Below are 22,760 nucleotides of genomic sequence, written 5' to 3' on the forward strand. Positions count from 1 at the left end.
ATATCGTTCTACAACCATGATCGTCTCCAGAAACGACTAAACGGCTTGAGCCCTGTCGAATACAGGGCTCAAGCCGCCTAGGCTGGTTTTCATTATTTACCCTGTCTACTTGACGGGGAGCAGTTCAGAGCGCCTTGGGCCTTGTTTTATAATTCTCGCGTCAAACAGATGCGGTCTCGCAACACGAGTCCATCTTCTTCGATCGCCTCGTAGCCATGGTTCGGAAAATAATCGCGTTCGACCGAAGCAAAACGGAATCCGGCTTGTTGATAGAAGCGCAACTGGACGATGCTTGAGTTGCCCGTGCAGACGAGCAGTTCGCTCGCACTTCCGCTAGCCGCCCGACGGATGGCGTCTTGGAGCATCCGTTGCCCGATCGTCTGGTTTTGACGGTCCGGTTTGACAGCGATGTTGACGAGTTCGACAGATTCCGCACTGCGACGGACAAGCATATACGCCCCGACGAGTTCACCGCCGAGTAAAGCCTCAAACGTCGATCCCGTCTCATATTGCACTTGCACCATCGCCTCGTTCGGATTCGCCAAGACGAGCAAATCGCGCACGCGATCGTACGTTTTGTTCGGTTCAATCACAAGGTCTGGCCTCACTTCAGGCGCCACGTTTTTGGCGATGACGTAATGCTTGATGACGTCCTTGACGAACGTCTCGCTCCCGCCGAGGACCGATGTCTTCCCTTTATAGCTGACGGGTTCACCGTATAAGGAGACGACGCGTCCCCCGACTTCTTCGACGAGAAGTTTTCCGGCCGCGTAATCCCACGGCATATTGCGCATCGTGATATAGCCGTCGACCCGTCCGGCCGCAACCCAAGCCAGTTCGAGTGAGGCGGCCCCGTGCGCTCGTGTCCCGACAGAGTCGCGGACGATCGGTGCCAACACTTCCGGCGCAATCTGTTGGTTCGGGGTCACCCACGTCGCATTCATACTCAAAAATGCGTCACGGACGTGATGTTCATGAAGCTGCGGCAACTTCCGTCCGTTGAGCGTCGCCCCATAACCACGTCGTGCCACGAACAGCTCGTCAGCCATCACATCATAGACAAATCCATACTCGACGACCTCATCGACCATAATCGCGATCGAGATGGCGAACATCCGCTTTTGATGAATAAAATTGAGCGTCCCGTCGATCGGATCGACAAACCAAACCGTCCCTGTCAACTTGTCAGGCTGTGTCGAGATGCCTTCTTCTCCGACGATCTGATGCTCCGGATACGCCGCTCGGATGCGGTCGACGATCAGTTGTTCGACCGCTCGATCGATTTCAGTGACCAAGTCCCCTTTGCCCGTCTTCCGCTCGATCCGATAGCTTTCATCAATTTGAAGGCGGATATATTCCCCTGCTTGTTTGATTAGATCAATCGCAAACCATTCCAACATATTTATCACCTCTCTATGTATTATAGCAAACAAAAACCAGTATTCGCGTGGAATACTGGTTGAATGAGCGGTTGTGGGTCAGGCTTCGAGACGCAAAAGTTCTTGGCGGTATTTCTCTAACCGATGCTTGCTAGCCTGGACAGTGGCATCGTCTTGTGACGCCATTGCATCGAAGAGTGTTGCCAATTCATAATCAATCTCTAGGCGCAGCACCGGAATCCGTTTTTCTGCGTCTTTTCTTTTGAATGCCTCAATCACTTGTTTCATGAGATGCCACACTCCTTTTGTTGGGCTACAAGTTACGGTTTAGTAAGTTGAATTGAGTATATCAGATGAGATTCAAAAAAGAAAGAGAATTGTCTGACTATTTTGAATTTTTTATCTTAGTGGATATATTCCCACTTCAACCGGTCCTAAACCTTAAATAACCGTTAGTGATATGTACCCTATTTCTTAAGGTATTAACTAAAAAAAGCAGCAACCGACAGATTCGTCGGTTCCTGCAATTCATTTGTTACAACCTGATAATCTTAGTATTTGATTTCAAGGCCGCTTGGACCGTACGATAGGTAGAGTATCCGGTCTGCTCATCGTGGACAGCGCTCAGTTGCTTCTCTTCTGATTTTGATGTCACGATTTGTTTGAACGACCGATACGTTGCTAAAAATTCTTCCCGATCGACGCCGCCTTCGTTGGCGAGTGCGACTTGATTATAGAACTCGACGACTTCGATCAGTTCTTCCGTCGTCCAGTCCGGATTGATTGGATAGTTGATTTGCATATTCTTCACCTCGACAACCATTGTATCAACAAAAAAAACTATTGCAAGTTGACTTGGAAATCTCTATAGTTTTTTTGTTGCATCGTTTTTCTGCATAGCAGACCAATCATTCACCGGGTAAAGAAACTTAGTATACGTAAACGACCGATCCCATACAAACGCTGATTTCAAGGAGGGCTTACTATTGAAAATTAAAGGGTCTACACAGCTCGACACGCCGCTATTTGAGACGTTGCTCAAACACGTCAATACAAATCCGATTGCGTTCCATATTCCCGGTCATAAAGGCGGAAAAGGAATGGATCCCGAATTTCGTGACTTCATCGGCGAAAATGCTTTAAAAATCGATTTGATCAACATCGCTCCACTTGATGACTTGCATCATCCGAAAGCTTCGATTGCTGAAGCCGAGCGTCTCGCTGCTGAAGCGTTCCGTGCTGATGAGACATTTTTCTCGGTCCAAGGTACATCGAGCGCCATCATGGCGATGATCATGGGCGTCGTCGGGCCGAACGAAAAAATTATCGTCCCGCGTAACGTGCATAAATCCGTCATGTCAGCGCTCGTCTTGACCGGAGCCCATCCTGTATTCATTCATCCTGAATATGATGAGACGTACGGGATCGCCCACGGCATCACGGCAAGCGCTGTCGAGCGCGCGCTCGAGCTGCATCCTGACACGAAAGCCGTCCTCGTCATCAACCCGACGTACTTCGGTGTCGCTGGTGACCTCGAACGCATCGTCGCCGTTGCTCACGCTCAGGACGTCCCTGTACTCGTTGACGAAGCGCACGGTGTCCACTTGCCATTCCACGACGAGCTCCCTCTGTCGGCGATGCAAGCGGGCGCAGACGTCGCTGCGACGAGCGTGCATAAGCTCGGCGGCTCGATGACAGGTAGCTCGATTTTGAACGTACGCCGCGGTCTTGTCTCTCCAGAGCGGATCCACGCGATGCTCTCGATGATTACGACGACGTCGACGTCCTACCTACTTCTCGCCTCGCTCGACGCAGCCCGGCGCCAATTGGCGACAAAAGGTGAGGCCATGAACGAACGCGCCCTCACGCTCTCACGAATGGCACGCGTCGCCATCAACAACATGCCGCATTTATCGGTCTACGGCCACTCTGAGCTCCATTCTGAGTCGACGTACGCCTTAGATGAGACGAAAGTACTCGTATCGGTTCGTGAGCTTGGAATTACCGGATTTGAAATCGAGAAATATTTGCGCGAACATCACCGCATCGAAGTCGAGATGTCCGATTTGTTGAACGTCCTCTTCATCGTGACGAGTGCCGACGATGAGTCGACGATTCAAGCACTTATCGATGCGATGCACGATGTCGTATCGGTGTATAAGCAGTCTGGGAACGATTCTTTATCGATCATGCTCCCCGAGATCCCACCACTCGCGCTCAGCCCACGAGACGCGTTCTACGAAGAGACGGAAACGATTCCCCTCGAGAACGCTGTCGGACGAATTTCGGCTGAGTTCATCATGGTGTATCCACCAGGGATTCCTATCATCATTCCTGGAGAATTGATCACGGCATCGACACTCGAATACATCACGGCCAATATCGAAGCTGGTTTACCGGTTCAAGGTCTTGAAGACGAGTCGCTTCAAATGATTAAAGTCATCCAACAAACGAAAGCAATCCGCTAAACGAAAGCGAGCCGGTCAAATTGACCGGCTCGCTTTGTGTCATCAGAAGAAAAGATGCTTATGATGATCGAATTGCTTCCCCTACTACCCATTATAAGAAAACGCTTACATTTTTTCAAGAGGTGATTCTGAAGTTTTTTCATCTTTCGTCCCTTCCTCGAGACAAAGACGCAAAAATTCAGCAACATGATCGGTGTCATACAGATTGATTCCGAGCATCGGATAAAGCTGTCTCGGTTCTTCGAGCGCATGCATATCGAGAAGGGCTGACTGTCCGGTCTGCATGCAGACGACGAGTACTTTCCCCATGAACTGGTGCGTATAGACAAATCCGAAATCATAACGAGACGTCTCGGTTTCGATGCCGGTAAACCGAACGCGGCTCGTCTCGGAAACGGTATATAATAGCTCCTCATCAAACGCCATGATCATTCCCTCCTTTCTGACTTCATATGTTATTTTCCTTTATACTGAACTTGTGAAACCTAGGGAGGATGACTCATGAACATTCGAAAAGCAAGCGCGCGCGACGAAGCCGCACTATTGACGCTCATGCAAGCGCTCTGGCCCGACGCCCCGTTGATCGAGTTGACGGCCGAGCTTCGTCTCGGATTGCGTTCCGGCAAGATGCATTATTTTTTGGCGACCGACAACACGGCAGTCGGGTTTTGCCAGCTCAGTTTCAGACATGACTATGTTCCCGGCGCCGTCTCTTCTCCGACTGCGTTCTTAGAAGGGATATACGTTGACGAATCCGTACGCGGGCAGGATGTGGCGACCCGGCTCGTCGAAGCTGCCGCATCATACGCTCGGTCGAAAGGCTGTGACGAACTCGCTTCCGATACGGAGCTTGACAATGAGGGGAGCCAACGTTTTCATGCTCGAATCGGTTTCGATGAAGTCGAACGGACCGTCCACTACATCAAAAAACTCTCCCGCGAGTAGCGAGAGAGTTTTTTGTATTACTTAACGACGTGGATTGGCATACCCATTGCGATTTCTGCCGCTTCCATTGCCATCTCACCGAGTGATGGGTGAGCGTGGATTGTGAGCGCGATATCTTCAGCTGTCATGCCTGCTTCGATGGCGAGACCAAGCTCGGCAATCATATCAGAAGCGCCTGTACCCGCGATTTGAGCACCGATCAAAAGACCGTCCTCTTTACGCGTGATGAGCTTCATGAAGCCGTCTGGCTCGTCGAGAGCGAGGGCACGACCGTTCGCTGCGAATGGGAATTTCGATACTGTGAAATCGAGTCCTTCTTCTTTAGCGAGCGGTTCTGTGTAACCAACTGTCGCAAGTTCAGGGTCAGTGAAGACGACCGCTGGGATTGCTGAGTAGTCGAGGTAAGCCGGCTTACCTGCAGCTGCCTCCGCTGCAACTTTTGCTTCGTAAGAAGCTTTGTGTGCGAGCGGTGGTCCTGGTACGATGTCGCCGATTGCAAAAATATTTTCGTTCGACGTCTTGCACTGGTCGTCGATCTCGATGATGCCGCGGTCGCTGATTTTAACTTCAGCATTCTCGAGGCCGATGTCGCCAGTGTTCGGACGGCGTCCGACTGTGACGAGGACGTAGTCCGCTTCAACAGTCTGTTCTTCGCCGTTCACTTCAAACTTCACGATAACGCCGTCTTCCGTTTCCTCGACGCCTTTTGCAAGAGCGTTCGTGTGGATCGTGACGTTGCCTTTTTGTTTGAGTTTCTTTTTGACGATTTGCGTCATTTGTGGCTCGAAGCCAGACAAGATGTCGCTTGCGCCTTCAACGACTACGACTTCAGTATCGAAGTTCGCATACGCTGTCCCAAGTTCCATTCCGATGTAGCCGCCACCGATGACGACGAGCTTTTTCGGAACTTCTGGAAGAGCCAATGCGCCAGTTGAAGAAAGAACGCGTTTTGACCATTTGAACGATGGGATCTCGATTGGTGTCGAACCAGTCGCGATGATCGCTTTCTTGAACTTGTAAGGAGTTGAGCTATCTTCTGTGATGACACGAACTGTGTCTTCAGCTGCGAAGAACGCTTCACCTTGAACGATCTCGATCTTGTTGCCTTTCAAAAGACCTTTGACGCCGCCAGTCAATTTGTTGACGACCGACTGTTTCCAGTCTTGGACTTTCGTGAAGTCAACTGACACGTTGTCAGATGTGATTCCCATTGACGAGTGACCTTTAGCGTGCTGGAAGTTGTGCCCAGCCGTGATCAACGCTTTTGATGGGATACAACCGACGTTCAAGCAGACACCGCCAAAGTTGCCTTTTTCAACGATTGTAACTTTGAGTCCGAGTTGTGCGCCGCGGATTGCTGCGACGTATCCACCAGGACCTGCGCCGATGACAAGTAAATCAGTTTCTTGTGCGAATTCTCCTACTACCATGTTATTATCCCTCCATCATTAGAAGTGCTGGATCTTGAAGCAAGCGTTTGACCATGTTGAGCGCGTTTTGAGCAGTCGCACCATCGATGAGACGGTGGTCAAAGCTGAATGAAAGTGCGAGCACTGGTGCTGCGACAATCTCTCCGTCTTTGACGACAGCTTTTTCAGCAATGCGGCCAATACCGAGAATTGCAACTTCCGGGTGGTTGATGACAGGTGTGAACCATTGTCCACCAGCTGAACCGATGTTCGTGATTGTGATCGATCCGCCTTTCATGTCGTCCCCAGCAAGTTTGCCTTCACGGGCTTTGCCAGCAAGCTCATTGATGTTGTTTGCAAGTGCGTAGACTGATTTACGGTCCGCATCTTTGACGACAGGAACGACGAGGCCGTTATCCGTGTCAGCTGCGATACCGATGTTGTAATAGTTTTTGTAGACGATTTCTTCGTTTACATCGTCGATTGACGCGTTGATTGTTGGGTAAGCTTTCGCTGCCGCTGTCAATGCTTTGACGACGAATGGCAAGTACGTGAGTTTCACGCCTTGGTCAGCCGCGACTTGTTTGAACTCTTTACGGAGTGCGACAAGTTTCGTGACATCGACTTCGTCCATGAGTGTTACGTGCGGAGCCGTATGTTTCGAGTTGACCATCGCTTTCGAGATCGCTTTACGGATACCACGGATTTTCTCGCGCGTTTCGAGTTCAGGTGTAGCTGACTCGTAAGGCTTGATTTCCGTCTTCGCAGCCGAGGCCGTCGCTACAGATTCTGTTTTCTCTGTTGTAGCTTCCGCTGTCGGTGCTTCACCGTTTGCGAACGCGTCGATGTCTTCTTTAAGAACGCGACCGTTGTCGCCAGTTCCTTTGACTTCACGGATGTCGACGCCTTTTTCACGAGCGTACTTGCGAATCGAAGGCATGGCGATGACACGCTCAGACTTGTGAAGTTGAACTTCACGTGGACCGTCTTCTTTCACGTCTTCTTGAACCTCTTCTGTCTTCTCTTCAGCTTTTGGCTGTTCAGGAGCTGCCTCTTCTTCACCGGCTGGTGCGTCACCTTCGATATCGAACGTGATGAGGACGTCGCCGACGATGGCAACTGTTCCTTCAGAGACTTTAACTTCCTTGACTGTTCCGTCGACCGGAGCAGGAATCTCAACGACGGCTTTGTCGTTTTGAACTTCGAGGAGGATGTCATCCTCTTTCACTGTATCCCCTGCTTTGACGAACCACTTGACGATCTCACCTTCGTGAATTCCTTCACCGATGTCTGGTAATTTAAATTCAAATACTGCCACTGGTTTTTCCTCCTATCGAATAATCATGTAAACACGACAAGGGAGACAATTCTCCCTCATCGTTAAATGAACACGATCAGAAGTTGATAACTTCTTTAACTTTTGCAACGACATCTTTATGGTCAGGTAACCATGCATCTTCACCTTGTGCGAAAGCGAAGACCGTGTCTGGTGCAGTTACACGAAGCACTGGTGCTTCGAGGTGAAGAATCGCGCGTTCTTGAATTTCAGTTACGACGTTCGCCGCAATCCCTGCTTGACGCTGTGCCTCTTGAACGACGATCGCGCGGCCAGTCTTTTTAACTGACTCGACGATTGTGTCGATATCAAGCGGGCTGATTGTCATGAGGTCGATTACTTCGACGTTGATGTTTTCTTTTTCGAGTTCTTCAGCTGCTTTGAGTGAAGTATGAACCATCGCACCGTATGTGATGATCGAAACGTCAGTACCTTCGCGTTTCACGTCTGCTTTTCCAAGCTCGATCGTGTAGTCGCCTTCTGGTACTTCGCCACGGAACGAACGGTAAAGTTTCATGTGCTCGAGGAATACGACTGGGTCGTTGTCACGGATTGACGCGATCAAAAGACCTTTTGCATCATACGGTGTTGACGGGATGACGACTTTAAGACCAGGTGTCTGAGCCATCAATCCTTCAAGGCTGTCCGCATGAAGTTCTGGTGTTTTAACGCCGCCACCGAACGGTGAACGGATTGTAACCGGCTGGCTGTAAGCGCCGCCTGAACGGTAACGCATACGTGCCATTTGGGCAGCAACTGAGTCAAATACTTCGAATACGAATCCGAAGAATTGAACTTCCATGATTGGACGGAAGCCTGTGAGTGCAAGACCGATCGCGAGACCGCCGATACCAGACTCAGCGAGTGGCGTATCGAAGACGCGGTCTTCGCCTAACTCGTCTTGGAGACCTTCCGTTGCACGGAAGACCCCACCGTTTTTACCAACGTCTTCTCCGAAAAGAAGTACTTTCTCGTCGCGCTTCATTTCAACGCGCATCGCATCAGTAATCGCTTGGATCATTGTCATTTGAGCCATAACTTACTTCGACTCCTTTGCTGTATATTCTTCAAGCTGCTCTTTCAAGTTTGAAGGGAGTGTTTCGAACATGTTGTTGATGAAGTCCGAAACTTTTTGTTTTGGTTCTTTGTCCGCGAGGCTGATCGCTTCTTTCACGTCTGCTTTCGCTTGTTCGATCACTTCGTTCTCCATGTCTTCGCTCCAAAGCTTTTTGCCTTCGAGGAAAAGACGGAAACGTACGAGTGGATCTTTTTCTTGGTACTCTGAATCGAGTTCTTTCGTACGGTAACGTGTTGGGTCATCCCCAGCGAGCGTATGTGGTCCGTAACGGTATGTGAGTGCTTCGATGAGCGTCGGTGTCCCATCAAGTGCGTCTTTACGCGCTTGTTGTGTTGCGGCGAAGACAGCAAGTACGTCCATACCGTCAACTTGGATTCCGTTGATGCCCGCTGCTACAGCTTTTTGCGCGATCGTTTTAGCTGCCGTCTGCTTCTCAACAGGTGTCGAGATTGCGAAGCGGTTGTTTTGAACGACGAAGATAGCTGGTGATTTGAATGCACCTGCGAAGTTCATACCTTCGTAGAAGTCACCTTGTGACGATCCGCCGTCACCCGTGTAAGTAATGGCGACGTTCGTGTTGCCGTTGCGTTTGAGGCCCATGGCCACACCCGCTGTTTGAATGATTTGTGCACCGATAATGATTTGTGGCATTAAGACGTTAACGTCTTCTGGGATGCGGTTTCCTGCCACGTGACCACGTGAGAACAAGAACGCTTGATAAAGCGGAAGTCCGTGGAATACGAGTTGCGGGATATCGCGGTAACCCGGAAGAATCCAGTCTTGCTTGTCGAGCGCGTATTGCGTCCCGATCATCGTTGCTTCTTGCCCTGCCACTGGCGCGTAGAAACCTAGGCGTCCTTGACGGTTAAGCGAGATGGCACGCTGATCCCAAATTCGAGTATAGACCATGCGGCGCATAAGCTCCTGAAGTTGCTCGTCCGTTACATCTGGCATTGCGTCTTGGTTGACGACCTCGCCCTTCTCGTCGAGAATACGGAACGTTTGGAAGTTTTCTTCCACGTTTTGAAGTACCTGAACGTTGTTCATTCGTTTCACCTCATCCTTTCAACTATGAGACAATTGTCTTTTTTTGTGATCAAACACTACCTCAAATCTTAAGTGTATCTGTCCAAAAAAGCAATCTGTATTAACGTGATTCAGGAAAGTATGACTTCTCCTGCCGTTTCCTTGTCAGTATAAAACGGGTTGTTACAATAACGCAAAAAATATGCTCACTCCATAAAAACGCTTACATGAACACATTTTTCGAATGTTTTACGCTCTGTATCATTTTCATTTCACCTTCTGTACCATCTGAGCGATTCGCTCATTAAATATGATATAATTGGACATATCGCAATTGGAAAGGAAGTTTACCCATGTTAACAATGAAAGACGTGATTCGTGAAGGAGATGAGCGGCTCCGTAACCGTTCAAGTGAAGTCTCGCTTCCACCTACGGCAGAAGACCTCGCCCTGCTCGACGAGATGGAAACGTTCCTCGTCAACAGCCAAGACCCTGAGATCAGTGAGAAATATGAGCTTCGCGGCGGAGTCGGAATTGCCGCACCACAACTCGGTGTCAATCGACGGTTCTTCACCGTCCTGCTAAAAGAGGAAGAAGAGACGTTCAAGCTGTCGATCTTCAATCCGAAAATCACGAGTCACTCGCTCGAACAGACGTATTTGAACGGCGGTGAAGGCTGCTTGTCTGTCGATCGCATCGTCAAAGGCAACGTACCCCGTCACCGTCGCATCACCCTCGAAGGATTTGACCGTGACGGCAATCCGATCAAGTTACGTCTTCGCGGGATGCGAGCCATCGTCTGCCAACACGAACTCGACCACTTGGACGGCGTCCTGTTTTATGACCGCATTAATACGACCAATCCGCTAGAAACATACGGTGAACCGATCTGAGGTGACGAGCGTGAAAAAAAAGACACTGTTGTTCCTATTCCCATTCTTGTTTCTTTTAATCGGTGGATGCGTCCGGATCGAATATGACGCCACCGTCCACTACGATCAGTCTGTCACGCTCGAGACGACGTATGCGTTCCGCGATCACCCGGTCATGAAGCTATTAAACTTACGGCTCGACTGGGAAACGTGGAAACAACAAGCGAACGATAACGGCTATGCGACTCGAGACTATTCGAGCGAAGACGATTACGAAGGTATGGTGTTAAAGAAGACGTTCAAAAACGTCGATGAGCTGCAAAACATTAAACAGGAATGGAAGACCGGACCGGCCGGTGTCCTCGTTCCCCCCGACGTGGAATTTGACGTTCAAAAGGAAGACGGCATTTGGTTCGATTCATACGTATTGAAGACGAACTTGGATTTACGTCTCGATCGCGTCGACTTGCCTGGTGTCAACTTGAGCGGTTCCCCGAAAGAACTCGCCGAGCGTTACATCCGCCAAGCCGACATCCGTTTCAATTTGACGGTACCGACCGGTGTGTTCGTCGAGGACGGGACCGGCCTTGACCCTCGTTCGATGAAACAAGTCGAGTGGCAAGTGTACGGCGGACGCCAAAACAATATGATGCTTGTCGCGCACGTACCGAACGTCAAAGCGTGGATCATCACGATCGTCGTTGCCCTCATTGCTAGTGTGACTGCTTTCTTCGTTTGGCGGAGATCTAGGAAAAATGTCGGAAACCCCGACCGGACATCAATCCGTTCGCGCGTGCTCGGTATGTTGATCATCCTGTTAGCGTTAGCCATCATTATCGTGACCGTACGTGAAGAACTGACGAACGATCGAAAAGTCGAAGCCATCCGTCAAGCCGCTCAAACCGATGAGTTCATCCCGACGTTCGCCGTCCACGGCCTGCTCGGGACCGACCGGACGTTCCTCCGCTTCTCCCAATACATGGAGCAGCGCGGACTTGCCAAAGACGGTGCGCTTTGTACGGTGACAGCGAAAGGAGCGGTCGACTGCGTCATCAATGATTACAGTTCGAACCGACCGATCGTCCGGATTGAATATGAGGATGCTGAAGCGTCCTTGAACAACCAGACGAAATGGTTGAACCTCGCCATCGAAGAGTACAAAGCGGAACGAAACCGTTCATTCGACCGCATGTATGTAATTGGTCACAGTATGGGCGGTGTCGCCGCAGCCAACTACATTTTGAACCAAGACGAGTATATCGTCGATAAGCTCGTTACGTTTGATAGCCCGTTCGCCGGGACGCGCCTCGCCAACTTCGGTTTATCCGCCAGCAACTTCGGTGTGAACACGGGCAGTCCGGCCATCCGCGACTTGTCGCCGAGTTCTGATGGGCTCAAGTCGTTCCAGGCCAAGCTTGAGACGTGGCCCCGCTCCGTCCAAGTGTATTCGTTCTCAGGACGAGGCGGCGAGTTCAACTTGATCGAACCGTCGAGCTCGCTCTTGCTCGAGGAATACACGAACAATATCGGTACCGAGACCGTCCCATACGATCACTTCTCACTTCATCGGAAGACGGACGTGCTCCGTGAGACGGGCGAGTTCTTATACGAGTATTCAAATGAGTTCAATCCAGTCGAAACGCAATAAAACAAGCCCGTCCTCTGATGAGGACGGGCTTAGGCTGTTGACGAACCAATTCGCTTTTCGCGAATTGGTTCGTCTTTTTTATGTTCGATGACCTCGAGTCACTCTGCCCGGCACAAGATTGAAAAAATGGTATGTATACGGTCTCTCCAGGCCAATAAACTAGTCAGCTTCTTCATGTTTTGTGCGGTGACCGCCGCCAGATGGGACCGTGTGCGTTGCTCGTCCGATGGCGCCGCGACTCCTGCAGGATAGCAATCCAACGGAGACCCAGCAGCGACGCGAGTCGCGATGCGGCTCCGGGATTGCCTGCGGAAAGCGTGGGCGCCGAAAGGACGAGCCATAGCAATCATGTTAGTCAACAAGCTGAAGCCCGCCCTCTGACGAGGACGGGCTTGTTTTTAGGTCAGTAGGTCATCGTCCACGTCAACTTCTGTAACCAGTAGAGCAAGTACTTACCGATCGGCAAGTCGGTCTGAATCTCATCATAAGCGACGGTGTACGTCCCGTCCTCGTTGTTCCAAAGCCGTTTGAAATAGCTATCGACTTCGCGCATGAACTCGGTCTCGGTCGCAGTCGTCACTTCGACGTCCGCCTCGAGGTTATAGTCGTTCATATTCCGGGTCGTATAGTTGCCAGACCCCATCACGACGACACGCTGCTCGCCTTCGACGTAGAGCATCTTCGGATGATATTGTTCTTTCCCGACTTCGTACCAACGGACCTCGATCTGTTCCGGGTTGACTTCGATGAGCTCAGCCGTGACCGGCAAGTTCGGGAGACCCGACTTATCACGCCCGAACGCGTTCGTGTTCGGGTCAAGGATGAGCTTGACGAACACGCCGCGCTCGGCGGCATCGTGGATTGCTTGGATGATGTTCCGATCGGCCAAATAGAACATGCCGATCCAAATCGTCTCGCCCGCTTCCGCCTCGTCCATCGCTTTCACGACGGCTTCTTGAATTTTCGACTCGGTGACGTAACGAACCTGCATCGGTCCGTCCGAGTCCTCGTCACGTAAGGCGGCGAGTTTTTCTTCACTCGGGAAACGGCTCGCGTCCCCTTTCGAGAACCGGGCGATCGCCTCTTCCCCTTCAAGAATGTCAGCTAGGATCGGACCGTCGAGTCGGACGCCGACATTTGAATGGTAACCGGACGCGTCATGCGGATTCGCCGAGAGGACGAACCCGTCGTTCTCCGTCACCATGACTTTGCGATGGTTCGCTTTCACGTTCAGTAACCGTAAATAAGAACGAATCGTGATGTCCGGTGCCGATTTCGCCATCGGGTTCGGGAGCCAACCGTTCTGGCTGTCCCCGAACCATTGGAATCCGATGCGATACAACGTCGAGTACAAGATATTCGGGTCACGCAACGCGTCGAGGTTCGTGTAGACAATCTCCGCGCCGGCTTCCTTGAGCACGTCTAAATGGTCAGACGCGTGACCGTTATACGTCGTGTTGATCTCGTCTGTGATCAAGACGACGTTCAAGTCCGGATAGAGCTCCATCTGTTCTATGAGTGCTGACGACAGGCGGGCCGTGATGTCCGGATACGGTCGATCTTCATTTGAATATGGATTGAATAAGAAAAAGTCCATGACGATATACTCCCGGGCCTCGCGGATCGATCGCTCGACATCTTGGAAGATCTCTTGCTCATTGACTTCGGTGTCTTCTCCTTGGTATGTCAAATCAGACAAAAAATCGATTTGGTCATCCGAGATGTTTACCGGTTCGGATGCTCGAGACACCCCTTCTGGCAGCGGTTTTACTTGATGATAAATCATCGTGACTAAAAATAAGATCGCAAATGCGGCAAGTCCCCACTTGAGCCAACCTGTCTTACGCTTCTTCCGTTCCATACGCACCGCCCCTTTTTTCATTCTCTAAAAAACGGGCTGTAGTCACCTACAGCCCGTTCGTTTATACTTCCATAATGATCGGAAGAACCATTGGGTGTCTTCGTGTTTTTTGAGCCAAGTATGGCGTGAGTGTATCCGAGACAAGTTGCTTCATCTCTGACCATTTCATCTGCTTGTTCGATAAGCCTTGTTCGACCGTCTTCTTGAGCAAGCGCTCACCGTCACGAATTAGGCTGCCCGATTCACGCATGTACACGAATCCGCGCGAGATGATATCGGGTCCGGAGACGAGTTTTCGCGTCTTGCCGTCGATGCTGATGACGACGACGACAAGTCCATCTTCTGACAAGATCCGGCGATCGCGTAAGACGATATTGCCGATGTCACCGATGCCGTTTCCGTCAACATAGACGGCGTTCGCCGAAATTTTTCCTGTAATGGCAGCCGAATCGGCATCGACGGCGAGCACTTCGCCGTTGTCCATTACGAACGTGTTCTCTTTCGGGATCCCGACCGATTGCGCGAGCTCGGCATGTTTCACTAACATGCGGTACTCTCCGTGAATCGGCATGAAGAATTTCGGGTTGAGCAAGCGGATCATGAGCAGCTGCTCTTGTTGCGATCCGTGACCTGACGTATGGATGTTCGTGAGTTTACCGTAGACGACGTCAGCGCCCGCTTTGTACAGTTGGTTGATCGTTTTACCGACCGACACGGCGTTACCAGGAATCGGTGACGATGAGAAGATGACCGTGTCGCCAGGGATGATCGAAACTTGACGGTGTGTCCCGTTCGCAATCCGGCTGAGCGCAGCCATCGGTTCACCTTGTGATCCGGTACAGAGAATCGCCACTTCATGTGGTTGGAAGTTGCGCATCTGGTTCGTCTCGATAATCATTCCTTTTGGTACGTTGATAAAGCCGAGATCTTGTCCGATCGTCATGACTTTTTCCATCGAGCGACCGAAGATGAGCAAGTGGCGGCCCGTCTCAGCACAAGAGTCGATGACTTGTTGCAGACGATAGATGTTCGAGGCGAACGTCGCGAAGATGATGCGCCCTTCCGCTTTACGGAACGTCTCACTGATCGTCCCGCCGACGACTTTTTCACTCATCGTGAACCCTTCGATTTCTGCGTTCGTCGAGTCTGACAAGAGACAAAGGACGCCTTCTTTTCCGATCTCAGCCATTTTGGCGATATCAGCCGGCTCGCCGACCGGTGTGAAGTCGAACTTGAAGTCGCCGGTATGGACGATGTTGCCTTGTGGCGTCTTGACGACGACACCGAGCGAGTTCGGAATCGAGTGGGTCGTCCGGAAGAACGAGATACTCGTCTTTCTGAACTTGACGATCGTATCCTCATCGATTTCATGCAATTCGGCCTCGCGAAGCAAGCCGTGCTCCTCAAGTTTCACTTTGATCAACCCGAGGGCGAGCTTTGTCGCATAGATCGGCAGTTTGACTTGTTTCAACAAGAACGGGATTCCACCGATATGGTCTTCGTGACCGTGGGTGATGAACACCCCTTTTACTTTTTCTTTGTTTTTGATCAAGTATGAGTAATCTGGAATGACGTAGTCGATCCCAAGCAAGTCATCCTCTGGGAACATAATCCCGGCGTCGATGACAATGATCTCATCTTGAAATTGAGCGACATACGTATTCTTCCCGATTTCTCCGAGTCCGCCTAATGCGAACACAGCGGTTTGATGGTTCTTTACAAACTTCATTTAATCTCTCCTTACTTCTAGTTAGTTGATTTTCATCTATGTGATACATAAGTGATTCTCGTGATAAAGTTATGTCTCCGTAAGATTCTTTCTTCATTATAGCTCATATTGTGACAAAATTTCACTAATGACGTCAGATTGAGGGCGGTTTCTTGATTTCGTGGTATGCTTTTCTGTATAGAAATACCCTAAACAAGACAGAGAAAGCATGGTGATTCGAATGGAAGATAAAAAAGTAGTCTTTTTTGACATTGACGGCACACTTCTCCACGAAGGGACGTATATTCCGCCTTCGACGATTGCGGCGATCGAACAACTTCGTGCGAACGGAGTCGAGACGTTCATCGCGACGGGACGAGGCCCGGCGATGCTCTCAGACATCCCGCAGCAACTTGGAATCGAGAGCATGGTGTGCTACAACGGCCAAATCGTCGTCCACCGTGGGGAAATCGTCTATCGGAACACGCTACCGACTCATGCGCTCAGCCGTTTGACGGACCATGCGGGAACGTTTGACCACACACTCGTCTATCTCGGACAAGACCGTGGCGGCGCGACGAAACCGAACGACCACGTCGTCGAACAGTCGCTCGGTGAACTCGATATGCCGATCCCGACGTACGCGCCAAACTTCCACATTGAACAGGACGTTTATCAGACGTTGCTCTACTGCACGCCTGAAGAAGAGCATCATTATCTCGACGCTTATAGCGAATTCGATTTTATCCGGTGGCACCCGCATGCGATGGACGTCATCAATCGCGGGGCGAGCAAGGCGGACGGCATTCGCCACTTCATCGAGACGAACGGCTATCGCCTCGAGAACACATACGCCTTCGGTGACGCGTTGAACGATTTGGCGATGCTCCGATACGTCGGTACAGGCATCGCGATGGGCAACGGACGAGCCGAGGCAAAAGAAGCGGCCGACTTTGTGACGAAATCGATACTTGAAGACGGGATCGAGTACGGACTAAAAACTATGAAGCTAATCTAAAAACAACGAGAGGCTCGCGCCTCTCGTTTTTATCTTGACCGAAGCGAGCGTTCGAGCCGGTCGAGGTCGGTATCTTTTCCGATGATGATCAAGATATCTTCCGGCAGGATCATCTCGTCGGCTTGAGGAGAAATCAAGACGTCGTCACCACGACGGATGGCGACGATGTTGACTCCGTATTTGGCACGAAGGTCCAAATCGATCAGTGATTTATTCGATAGTTTATCAGAAGCCTTGATCTCGACGATCGAATGTTCATTTGAAAGTTCGAGGTAGTCCAAAATACTTTGGCTCATCAATCCGTTGGCGATCCGGACGCCCATATCGCGTTCCGGGTGGACGATGTTATCCGCACCGATTCGACGTAGGACTTTTTCGTGGTAGTCGTTCGTCGCTTTTACCGTGATGATTTGGACACCGAGCTCTTTCAAAATCAACGTCGTCAAAATCGAGGCTTGAATGTTTTCTCCGATTGCCACGATCACATGTTCGAAGTTACGAATCCCAAGACTCTTTAAGACGTTCTCATCGGTCGTATCGGCGATGACCGCATGCGTGGCTAGACCCATGAACTCATTGACGCGTTCTTCATCCACGTCGATGGCGAGCACGTCATATCCGTTCGACGACAGCTCCCGCACGATCGACCCACCAAACCGACCTAAGCCGATGACTGCAAATTCACCTGTCATATTCAAAACATCCCTTTCCCTACAGCGGTTTCTGTTCCCGATTCTTCGTACAGTGTAACCGATTCGCCCTAAAAAAACTATACAAAAAAGACCGGGAAATCCCGGTCTTATGCTTTACCGCTTGAACGTGTTCCACGCACATAGTCATTGTCGAACAAGAACAGACGAAGCAATAAATACAACGCTGGTACGAGTAAGAGCAATCCTAGAATGAACACGATGACGAGCGCGATCGCCATCGACTCGTTGACGACGCTTCCGTTAATGTCGATATACGGATAGAGAATGTACGGCAAATGCGTATAACCATATCCGAACCACGCCATGAAGAACTGACCCATGACCATTAAGAAAGCGAGTCCGTAGTTGCGTTTCAAGTAGACGAACGATACGGCGATGATGAAGAAGACGAAACTCGCGGCGAACCACCACCAGTTACCCGCCAAAATGTTTTCATAGTGCCATGCCGCCTGTGATTTCAAGCCGAAGAAGACGAGGCCCGAAGCGAGGATCGTCGGAACGCTCCAGAAGAGCGCCCATTTGCGCACGAGGCCGACTGCTTCGACATCACGTGCCTTGTCCGCATAGAACAAGAGGAACATCGCACTAATATAGAGCACCGACACGATCGCAAGGATAACGACTGTCCACGAGTAGAAGTTTGTGAACAACTTCAATCCGTCAAAGAACACACCCGACTCTGTCTCGTTAATGAATCCGCCTTGGCTGACCGTGAGCACGGTCGACATCGCCGCCGGAATCAATAAACCTGTCGCCCCGTACAAGAACACGTAAAACGTACTCTCTTTCGAACCGTAGTTCGCGAACGCATAAAAACTTCCGCGAATCGCGAGCAAGATCAACACGACAGAGGCCGGTACTAACAAGGCCGTTCCATAATAGTAAGCCGTATCCGGGAAGAACCCGACGATTCCGACGAAGAAGAAGACGAAGAAGACGTTCGTCACTTCCCATGTCGGTGACAAATACCGTTGAATCAGGCGATTGATTTTTTGGTCTCGCTTCGTGTACTTACTATAGAAAGCGAAGAAGCCGGCACCGAAATCAATCGATGCAACGATGAGATAGCCGTATAAAAACGTCCATAATACGGCAATCCCTAATTCTTGAATTTGCATGTCATATCCTCCGATCACACTTCATCCGCAAACATCGCTTCGCCGCGATGTTCCGATTGTTTTAGTTCTTTCCCGACTGGGTTGTCCTTGAACAGACGTGTCAAGACGAGCACTGTGACCACGCCAAGAACCGCATATAGGATCGCGAAGGCGATGAGCATCCAACCTACGTTAGCCGACGTCGTCGCTGCCTCACTCGTGCGCATCAAATCATAGAGCGCCCATGGCTGACGGCCAAACTCGGCGAAGAACCACCCGAACTCGATTGCCATCATGGCGAGAGGGCCTCCTGCCGCAATCGCAATCAGCATCGGTTTGCTGAATTGAGGCAATCGCTTAATGTAGCGTCCGAGGACGAACAGGAATGATATGAGCGCAAGAAGCATCCCGATTCCGACCATCGCATCAAACAGATAGTGGATGAACAGTGGCGGTTGGTCCTCTTTCGCAAATTCATTAAGACCCGTCACCTCATAGTTTGGGACACCGCCCGCTAAGATTGACAACGCATAAGGGATTTTAATGGCCCCGCGTACTTCGTAACCACCTTCACCATCGTCTTCGAGCCATCCGCCCAAGATGAGTTCGGCTTCGGAGGAGGTGTCAAAATGCCACTCTGCCGCCGCCAACTTATCTGGCTGATACTTCGCCAAGTATTTACCTGAGAAGTCTCCGACGAGCGCAGTCGCAATCGCAAAGATGAGCGCGACGGTCATCGTTAAACGAAGACCTTTTTTGTGATATTCGATAGACAATTTGTCGAGCTGGTTACGGCGTTGGCGCAATAACTGCACGGCCGCAATCGCCGCTAAGATGAACGCCGATGTCAAAATGGCAGACGTTAATACGTGCGCCATCTTTGTCGGCATCGCCGGGCTGAACATCGCCTCGAGCGGACTCACGTTCGCAAGTTTCCCATCGACGATATCAAATCCGACAGGCTGGTTCATAAAGCTGTTGACTGTCGTAATGAAGAAGCCTGAGAACAGTGCACCAACGGCGACTGGAATCCCGATCAGCATATGGTGCCACGGGTTTTTAAACCGATCCCACGTGTACAAATAAATGCCGAGGAAGATCGCTTCAAAGAAGAACGCGAACGTTTCCATGAACAACGGCAGCGCGATCGTCTGACCGGCGACGCGCATCAAGTTTGGCCAAAGCAGTGATAACTGCAGCCCGATGGCTGTACCGGTGACGACACCGACCGCGACGGTCACGACATAGCCCCGCGACCACCGACGAGCCATCAAGGTGTATTTCGGATCTTTCTTTTTAATACCTAAAAACTCTGCCAATAAAATTAAAAGTGGAACCCCGACGCCGATTGTGGCAAAAATCACATGAAAACCTAACGTGAGTGCCGTTAACGCCCGACTCATCAGGACCGGATCTTGAAACATCTATTGATTACCTCCTATCTCTCTCTAGCGCTTCACACCGATGCGTGAAACGAAACATCATAGATAATTTCCTTTGGATACCCCTATCATAATGATTTTATATAGCGCTGTAATGTCTCAATGCTTGAGTTCGCAAAATGTTCACATTTGAACAAGCTTAACAATATTGACGCTTTACAATCATAATAATTTCCCTTTTTCCTCACATCGGAAGCACAATTCAACACATTTCAACAAAAAAAGCGGACAGCAACGTGTCCGCTTCGTTCACTTCACAATGACCGTTCTAAAGAAATGGTCGAACAGTTCGACCGCGACATCGATCGCCCGCTCATCTGGATTGAGCGTCGCTTGATGAAGACCTGAACCCATGTCGTTCACCCCGAGCCACACCATGAATCCCGGCACTTGTTTCAACATATAGCCGAAATCCTCACCGGTCATGGCCGGAACGCACGTCTTATACGAATAGCCGACGTCTTCGACCGCTTCCTCGAACTGGAACAAATACCGTTCGTCGTTCACTACTTCATGGTACCGGTTGCCGAACTCGAGGTCGATATGGACGTTATACGTCATCTCGACACCGGCGATGACTTGACGGATCCGGCGCTCAAGGACGACCATTTCTTTATCCGACAGGGCCCGGATCGTCCCATCGAGCTTGGCCGTCTCGGCGATGATGTTCTCTTTCGTGCCGGCGGCGACTTTACCGATACTGATCACGGCGCTCCCCATCGGATCAATGTTGCGAGAGATGATCGTCTGCAGCTGCATGATCAATGCCGCCTGAACGATGACAGCGTCAATCCCGGCATGCGGGAAAGCGCCGTGCCCACCCTTGCCGTGAATCGTGAGGTGGAGCTCACGCGCACTCGCGAACAAGACGCCCGGTCGTGAGGCAATCGTGCCGACCGGATATTCCGGCGCCACGTGGAGACCGAACATCGCGTCAGGACGGAAATGATAGAACAACTCCGACATCGCCATCGGTTCCGCACCGCCCGGCCCTTCTTCGGCCGGTTGGAAAAAGACGACGAGATGATGATCGAGCGGCTCTTCGATCGAGCGTTTGATCAAGCCGAGCGCGATCGCCATATGGACGTCATGTCCACAGGCATGCATCATGCCTTCATGGACCGAGGCGAACTCCAGTCCTGTCTCTTCCGTGATCGGCAATCCGTCCATATCGGCCCGATACCCGATCGTCTTGTCGCCGACAAGACCGTCTACACGTACGAACAGTCCGGTGCGCCAATGCGAGATGTGGACCCGTGACGAGTTAAACGAACGAATCAACTCCTCAAGCGTCGCTTGTGTTTTAAACTCTTTGTAACCCGGTTCTGGAATCAAATGTAACTGTCTTCTAGCTTCTATGGCCCAACTCATTCCACACTCTCCTTTGTCACTTCTTCAACGATTTCCCAAAACGCTTTCACTTGCGCGAGCTCGAGCATCGAGTCGGTCGACAACATCCACGTGTCACGCACGAGCGGTGTCCCGTTCGACGACGTGAGCGGGATCTTATTGATCGCCTCGACATCGCGAATCGTCGACTCCGGCAAGATGGCAAAACCAATCCCATGCAGCGCCATCTGTTTGCACGTCTCGATCTGATCGACGACGAGTGTCGTGAGCGGCGGACTCGAGAACCGCTCTTGCCACCATTCAAGGATTTCTTGATAATAGGTCGAGTCACTCTTAAACTGAATGAACGAGCGCTCGTTATTTTTCAACTGCTTTAAATCGGTCATCCGCATATCAACGAGGTGAAGCGAATCTGAGAACAGTTTCATCTTTTCTCCGCGCCAGTCCGGATTACCGCGAATGATCCCGATATGGAAACTCTCTTCGAGCATATAGCGCATCATCTCGCTCGACCAGCCCGTCACGAGTTTGACTCGGACGGACGGATACCGTTCCATGAATCGTTTCAAGACGCGGGGCAACCAATACTGTCCCATGATCGAGGCGACCGCGATTTTGAGCGTCCCATACACTTCGCCTTGCTTGGCCGTCAACTCTCCCCGAAGTTCTTGCTCTTCGCTATACATCTTTTTCGCGAAGTCGATGATTTTCTCACCGTCCGGGGTGAGGGCGAGGCCTCGCGTCGAGCGGACGAAAATCTTTTTGCCCCACTGATGCTCGATTGTGACGAGGCGTTGGCTTAAAGCCGGTTGGGAGACGAACAACCGCTCGGCGGCTTTTCTCATATTCAACTCTTCGGCGAGGACGATCAACACTTCCACTTCTGATACTTGCATGACGTCACCTATTTCTATATCGTTTCTAAGACTGTATACTAAATTCATTGTTGCTAACCTGTATCATATCATGTTCATTCGCAATTTTTGAGTCGTCAGGAGGAAATCGTATGCAACGTCATCATTTTGCCTTTATTGTCGCGACCGTCGCGACGCTTGGAAGTTTGTACTTCTCCGAAGTCATGCTTTATCTGCCCTGCAAGCTGTGCTGGTTTCAGCGCATATTCATGTACCCGCTCGCGATTTATTACTTGACTATCATGTTGACGAACCGTGAGGTCAACCGTCTCTTCATCGGACTGATGGCCGGTGCCGGCTGGCTGATCAGCCTATACCACGTCGTGCTCGAACGGATTCCGAACGGGGATGCGTTTTGCAGCAACGACTGTCTCATCCGTTGGGTGAACTACTTCGGGTTCGTCACGATCCCGCTCTTGAGCTTCATCGCGTTCACGCTGATTTTAGCTATTCAATTCGTTCCAAAACGTACTGCTCGTTGAATGGAAAGAGGAGA

General features: G+C 50.8%; 22 protein-coding genes. 7 read left to right on the forward strand and 15 right to left on the reverse strand.

Annotation, left to right across the window (positions count from 1 at the left end):
* Nucleotides 1–81, forward strand: an 81-nt coding sequence (locus EVJ23_RS15420) for an IS3 family transposase (protein ID WP_131440828.1), incomplete at its 5' end; no start/stop codon positions are given.
* A 65-nt stretch (nucleotides 82–146) separates the two neighbouring features.
* Here the strand turns inward: EVJ23_RS15420 and EVJ23_RS06395 are convergent.
* From EVJ23_RS06395 to EVJ23_RS06405, 3 genes are all read right to left on the reverse strand, one after another.
* On the reverse strand, nucleotides 147–1,400 hold the full coding sequence (locus EVJ23_RS06395; RefSeq protein WP_131465377.1) for an inositol monophosphatase family protein: 1,254 nt from the start codon (nucleotides 1,398–1,400) through the stop codon (nucleotides 147–149).
* Nucleotides 1,401–1,478: 78 nt separating this feature from the next.
* Nucleotides 1,479–1,667 (reverse strand): hypothetical protein, encoded by a 189-nt coding sequence (locus EVJ23_RS06400; protein ID WP_015881266.1) that lies wholly within the window; start codon nucleotides 1,665–1,667, stop codon nucleotides 1,479–1,481.
* 247 nt (nucleotides 1,668–1,914) lie between these two features.
* A complete protein-coding gene (locus EVJ23_RS06405; RefSeq protein WP_070327590.1) occupies nucleotides 1,915–2,181 on the reverse strand; it encodes a UPF0223 family protein in 267 nt (88 codons plus the stop codon).
* A gap of 184 nt (nucleotides 2,182–2,365) precedes the next feature.
* Here EVJ23_RS06405 and EVJ23_RS06410 point away from each other — a divergent pair, with 184 nt between their 5' ends.
* Nucleotides 2,366–3,847, forward strand: coding sequence for an aminotransferase class I/II-fold pyridoxal phosphate-dependent enzyme (locus EVJ23_RS06410; protein WP_070327591.1), 1,482 nt, complete (start codon nucleotides 2,366–2,368; stop codon nucleotides 3,845–3,847).
* A gap of 105 nt (nucleotides 3,848–3,952) precedes the next feature.
* Here the strand turns inward: EVJ23_RS06410 and EVJ23_RS06415 are convergent, their stop codons facing one another.
* Complete coding sequence (locus EVJ23_RS06415) at nucleotides 3,953–4,273, reverse strand: DUF3055 domain-containing protein (protein ID WP_070327592.1); 321 nt, start codon at nucleotides 4,271–4,273, stop codon at nucleotides 3,953–3,955.
* A 75-nt stretch (nucleotides 4,274–4,348) separates the two neighbouring features.
* On the opposite strand from EVJ23_RS06415, the gene aac(6') reads away from it, so the two are divergent.
* Complete coding sequence (gene aac(6') / locus EVJ23_RS06420; protein WP_070327593.1) at nucleotides 4,349–4,792, forward strand: aminoglycoside 6'-N-acetyltransferase; 444 nt, start codon at nucleotides 4,349–4,351, stop codon at nucleotides 4,790–4,792.
* 17 nt (nucleotides 4,793–4,809) lie between these two features.
* Here aac(6') and lpdA read toward each other — a convergent pair whose 3' ends face one another.
* The 4 genes from lpdA to pdhA form a co-directional block, all read right to left on the reverse strand.
* Nucleotides 4,810–6,222 carry a dihydrolipoyl dehydrogenase gene (lpdA, locus tag EVJ23_RS06425; RefSeq protein ID WP_070327594.1) on the reverse strand — a complete coding sequence of 471 codons (1,413 nt, stop codon included), beginning with the start codon at nucleotides 6,220–6,222 and terminating at the stop codon, nucleotides 4,810–4,812.
* Nucleotides 6,223–6,226: 4 nt separating this feature from the next.
* Entirely contained in the window at nucleotides 6,227–7,519 is a 1,293-nt protein-coding gene (locus EVJ23_RS06430) for a dihydrolipoamide acetyltransferase family protein (RefSeq protein WP_131465379.1), read from the reverse strand.
* Between the two features lie 76 nt (nucleotides 7,520–7,595).
* Nucleotides 7,596–8,573, reverse strand: a complete 978-nt coding sequence (locus tag EVJ23_RS06435) for an alpha-ketoacid dehydrogenase subunit beta (RefSeq protein ID WP_070327596.1) — start codon at nucleotides 8,571–8,573, stop codon at nucleotides 7,596–7,598.
* Between the two features lie 3 nt (nucleotides 8,574–8,576).
* A complete protein-coding gene (gene pdhA, locus EVJ23_RS06440) occupies nucleotides 8,577–9,662 on the reverse strand; it encodes a pyruvate dehydrogenase (acetyl-transferring) E1 component subunit alpha (protein ID WP_070327597.1) in 1,086 nt (361 codons plus the stop codon).
* Nucleotides 9,663–9,994: 332 nt separating this feature from the next.
* On the opposite strand from pdhA, the gene def reads away from it, so the two are divergent.
* Nucleotides 9,995–10,534 carry a peptide deformylase gene (def, locus tag EVJ23_RS06445; RefSeq protein ID WP_131440389.1) on the forward strand — a complete coding sequence of 180 codons (540 nt, stop codon included), beginning with the start codon at nucleotides 9,995–9,997 and terminating at the stop codon, nucleotides 10,532–10,534.
* A 1-nt stretch (nucleotide 10,535) separates the two neighbouring features.
* Entirely contained in the window at nucleotides 10,536–12,161 is a 1,626-nt protein-coding gene (locus EVJ23_RS06450; protein WP_131465608.1) for an alpha/beta hydrolase, read from the forward strand.
* A gap of 403 nt (nucleotides 12,162–12,564) precedes the next feature.
* On the opposite strand, the gene EVJ23_RS06455 is transcribed toward EVJ23_RS06450, so the two are convergent.
* Both EVJ23_RS06455 and rnjA read right to left on the reverse strand, forming a co-directional pair.
* Nucleotides 12,565–14,022 carry a phospholipase D family protein gene (locus EVJ23_RS06455; protein ID WP_131465381.1) on the reverse strand — a complete coding sequence of 486 codons (1,458 nt, stop codon included), beginning with the start codon at nucleotides 14,020–14,022 and terminating at the stop codon, nucleotides 12,565–12,567.
* Between the two features lie 61 nt (nucleotides 14,023–14,083).
* Nucleotides 14,084–15,751 (reverse strand): ribonuclease J1, encoded by a 1,668-nt coding sequence (gene rnjA / locus EVJ23_RS06460; protein WP_070327600.1) that lies wholly within the window; start codon nucleotides 15,749–15,751, stop codon nucleotides 14,084–14,086.
* 220 nt (nucleotides 15,752–15,971) lie between these two features.
* Between rnjA and EVJ23_RS06465 the strand changes: the two genes are divergently transcribed.
* Nucleotides 15,972–16,748: a Cof-type HAD-IIB family hydrolase gene (locus EVJ23_RS06465; RefSeq protein ID WP_071399518.1), complete on the forward strand. Its 777-nt coding sequence runs from the start codon at nucleotides 15,972–15,974 to the stop codon at nucleotides 16,746–16,748.
* A 29-nt stretch (nucleotides 16,749–16,777) separates the two neighbouring features.
* On the opposite strand, the gene EVJ23_RS06470 is transcribed toward EVJ23_RS06465, so the two are convergent.
* The 5 genes from EVJ23_RS06470 to EVJ23_RS06490 all read right to left on the reverse strand — a co-directional run bounded on the left by EVJ23_RS06470 (nucleotide 16,778) and on the right by EVJ23_RS06490 (nucleotide 22,246).
* Nucleotides 16,778–17,440, reverse strand: coding sequence for a potassium channel family protein (locus EVJ23_RS06470; RefSeq protein ID WP_071399517.1), 663 nt, complete (start codon nucleotides 17,438–17,440; stop codon nucleotides 16,778–16,780).
* Nucleotides 17,441–17,547: 107 nt separating this feature from the next.
* Complete coding sequence (locus EVJ23_RS06475; protein ID WP_131465383.1) at nucleotides 17,548–18,579, reverse strand: cytochrome d ubiquinol oxidase subunit II; 1,032 nt, start codon at nucleotides 18,577–18,579, stop codon at nucleotides 17,548–17,550.
* Nucleotides 18,580–18,593: 14 nt separating this feature from the next.
* Nucleotides 18,594–19,982: a cytochrome ubiquinol oxidase subunit I gene (locus tag EVJ23_RS06480; RefSeq protein ID WP_131465385.1), complete on the reverse strand. Its 1,389-nt coding sequence runs from the start codon at nucleotides 19,980–19,982 to the stop codon at nucleotides 18,594–18,596.
* A gap of 267 nt (nucleotides 19,983–20,249) precedes the next feature.
* Nucleotides 20,250–21,371 (reverse strand): N-acetyldiaminopimelate deacetylase, encoded by a 1,122-nt coding sequence (locus tag EVJ23_RS06485; protein ID WP_131465387.1) that lies wholly within the window; start codon nucleotides 21,369–21,371, stop codon nucleotides 20,250–20,252.
* The gene (locus tag EVJ23_RS06490) at nucleotides 21,368–22,246 is read right to left on the reverse strand and encodes a transcriptional regulator CcpC (RefSeq protein ID WP_070327606.1); all 879 of its coding nucleotides are present in this window, start codon (nucleotides 22,244–22,246) and stop codon (nucleotides 21,368–21,370) included. Before EVJ23_RS06490 ends, EVJ23_RS06485 begins: the two co-directional genes overlap by 4 nt.
* Before the next feature lie 110 nt (nucleotides 22,247–22,356).
* Between EVJ23_RS06490 and EVJ23_RS06495 the strand changes: the two genes are divergently transcribed.
* On the forward strand, nucleotides 22,357–22,746 hold the full coding sequence (locus EVJ23_RS06495; RefSeq protein WP_131465389.1) for a disulfide bond formation protein B: 390 nt from the start codon (nucleotides 22,357–22,359) through the stop codon (nucleotides 22,744–22,746).
* Nucleotides 22,747–22,760 lie beyond the last annotated feature (14 nt).

The sequence above is a fragment of the Exiguobacterium sp. SH1S1 genome (assembly GCF_004337245.1).
Lineage (GTDB): Bacteria > Bacillota > Bacilli > Exiguobacteriales > Exiguobacteriaceae > Exiguobacterium > Exiguobacterium aurantiacum_A.